This window comes from Salipiger marinus (genome assembly GCF_900100085.1).
Taxonomy (GTDB): Bacteria; Pseudomonadota; Alphaproteobacteria; order Rhodobacterales; family Rhodobacteraceae; genus Salipiger; species Salipiger marinus.
Genome location: NZ_FNEJ01000077.1, coordinates 1 through 2,781 on the forward strand (window position 1 = coordinate 1; position 2,781 = coordinate 2,781).

A 2,781-nucleotide genomic window follows, 5' to 3' on the forward strand; every position below is an offset into this window, starting at 1 on the left:
GAGAACACGTGGCCGCGCGAAGCGCAGCTCCGTCGCATCTGTGCACATTTCGGAGTCGACGCACGCATTCTTCTAGACCCCTTGGAAGGGACGGACTCGCAGGAACAAGGTCAGAAATAACTATCTGCGTCCCCACCCCGGTGGCCGCAGTGTCCGGCCCGGTCACTTCTCTACGCCAGCACGGCGCGCAGGAAGGTGGTGACGCATGATCCAGACACCCCGCACCCACACCAGCGCCCAGCCCCTGCTGCGGCGCGTCCAGCCTTCGACACCGCCCACTGGCAAGAAACTGGAGGAGGACGAGTTCGCAACCCGCTGGAGCGCCATGGCAGCAGCAGAGGGCCATCGCCGCGTGCTGCCGCCATCCCCGCCCGCACCGCCACCGCTCGACGCTGACGGGCTTGCCGTAGGCTCTGCCGGTGCCCGCCTCCTTGAGGCGCTGCGCGCCAGCCCCGGCACCCGGGTTGATCTGATCGGGCGCGCCGGCATCACGCGCGGCATGTGGTCGACCGCGCTGTTCCAGATCCGGGCCGCCGGCATCGCCGTAGTCACCGAGACCATCCGCAGCAAAACCTCGCGGACAGTCTATCGGCTGGGGGATCAGGAATGACCTCCACCAAGCTCTGTCATCGTTGCGCTCCATTCGACTGCAAATGCCCCAATGCGCCGACCGGATGGCAGTGCCCCCTCTGCTACGTGGTGCACGCCCCCAGCGTGAAGGCGTGCCGCTGCGCCGTCAGCGGGCGGCTGAGCATGGAATGCCCGCGATGCGCCGGTCCAGGTCCGTGCAAGGCCCCGGACTGCATGCACCATCTGGTCGGCGCGCCGGCACAGGGAGGTGCCGCATGAACATGATCCGCATCATGCTGCAGGATATCCGCCGCAACCTGACCTTCTTGTGCTTCTGCATTTCCTTGCTTTGCGGCGTGATCTCCGGCGCATTCACATTCGCCTATCTCGGTCTAGACCCCGTCCTGGGAAGCGCGATTGCGATTGTCGCCTTCGCCATCGGTCACCCCCTTTGGCTGTGGGCTGCATCCGCGCGGGGACGGGCGAAAGAGGACGAACGGGAATGGGAAGCATGAGCCCGCACCGCATCCAGATGACCCGCGCCCGCCCGTCGCGCGCAGAGCACCCCGAGGCGGTGATGGGCCAGCTTGGCCTCCTCAGGTTCACAATCGATGTTAGCGGGCGGCAAGCACTCAAGCGTCCGAAGAGAAATGATGTGCTTACGTGCCGCCCGCTCCAAGCTGACAGCAAGTTCAACGATTTGATAAGTTTAGTGGGCCGTGCCTGGGACCGTCTCACCTTAGATCACAGGGTGGTTAAAGGGCCATGAACCAACGTCCTGACTGCATCCAGATTAACTGCAGCCGCTCGTGGCGCGCTGAGCATTTCAAAGCGTTCCGTGTTCAACGCTCTGCATTGAGGCGGGCGTGTTGCTGAAAATCGTAAACAAGGAGGGCTGAGTATGGCGCGCGCGCGACCGTCACAGGCTGTCATCCGTAACGCGATCCTCGCAGCCCGGGACTGCGGGCTGGAGATCGGCGCGGTCGAGATCACGCGCGACGGCGGCGCGCGAATCCTTGTCGGGTCCGGCACGGCCCCCCTATCGTCCCGAGGCGACGACGAAGGGGGCAACACATGCGACGAACTGTTCAGGGGAACGTCAAGTTGAAGCACCTGAACCGGTCCGGCGACTGGCCCAGCGGCAACCCGCGGTTCTACTTCCGCCCCAAGGGGCAGAAGGGCCGCGCCCTACCCGATCTGCCCGCCCATCATCCGGAATGGCTGGAGGCCTACAGCGCGATGCTGCGGGACTATGACGGCAGCAAGCCACCGCCCACCGTGACACACCCAACCGGCAGCATCGGGGCCGCGCTGCGCGCCTATCTGGTGTCGGATCATTTCCTCGGGCTGGCGCAATCCACCAGAGGCGTGTGGCGCCGGATGATCGAGGATATCGAATCCCTCTATGGGCGCGGTCGGCTGGCCGATCTGCGGTCCCGGCACATCCGGCAGGACTTGGCGCGCCTCGGGCCGCACCCGGCCAACAACCGGCTGAAGGTGTGGCGCGGATTTTCGCGCTGGTGCGTCGATGCCGGGCTGATCGATGCCGACCCGGCGCGCGACGTGCGCAAGCGGGCAGCACCGCAGACCGACGGGCACAAGGCATGGTCGCGCGAGGATGTGGCGGCGTTCCGGGCCCACTGGCCGCATGACACGGCGCAGCGGCTCGCTTTCGAGCTGATGCACCGCACCTGCGCCAGCATCGGCGATGCCTGCCAGCTCAGCCCCGGCATGGTGCGCGACGGCTGGCTGACCTATCGGCGCAAGAAAAGCGGCAGCGAGGCGACATGCCCCTTCACCGTGCCCGGGCCGGACTGGTTTGAGGCTGATGACCATCTGGCAAAATGCCTGGCAGCGGCGCCCCGGCACATGACGTTTCTGGTCACCCGCAGCGGTGCGGCGCGGTCCCACAAGGCGGCGGCGCAATGGTTCAGCCGCGCCTGCTCAGACGCCGGGCTCGCCGAGCTGAGCGCGCACGGGATCCGGAAACACCGGGCCGCGATCTTCAAGGAAAACGGCGCAACCAACGAACAGCGCATGGCGATCTTGGGTCACGAGACCGAGGCGGAGGCCACCAGATACAGCCGCTCGGCAGACCTGCGAAAGATCGTTTCCGGAACAGAAGTTCCAACTCGGTCCGATCCAAGTTCCAACTCGGTCGAATTATCCAAGGAAATCAAGGGCCGTTAGGGGAAGTGGTGCACCCGACAG

The 2,781-nt window shown here is 65.6% G+C and carries 3 protein-coding genes; all 3 read left to right on the forward strand.

Annotation, left to right across the window (positions count from 1 at the left end; translation table 11 throughout):
• Nucleotides 1-205 precede the first annotated feature (205 nt).
• Nucleotides 206-610: a hypothetical protein gene (locus tag BLR51_RS26830; RefSeq protein ID WP_089852589.1), complete on the forward strand. Its 405-nt coding sequence runs from the start codon at nucleotides 206-208 to the stop codon at nucleotides 608-610.
• 235 nt (nucleotides 611-845) lie between these two features.
• Nucleotides 846-1,085, forward strand: coding sequence for a hypothetical protein (locus BLR51_RS26835; protein WP_089852590.1), 240 nt, complete (start codon nucleotides 846-848; stop codon nucleotides 1,083-1,085).
• A 559-nt stretch (nucleotides 1,086-1,644) separates the two neighbouring features.
• On the forward strand, nucleotides 1,645-2,760 hold the full coding sequence (locus tag BLR51_RS26845) for a tyrosine-type recombinase/integrase (protein ID WP_089852592.1): 1,116 nt from the start codon (nucleotides 1,645-1,647) through the stop codon (nucleotides 2,758-2,760).
• Nucleotides 2,761-2,781: the final 21 nt, after the last annotated feature.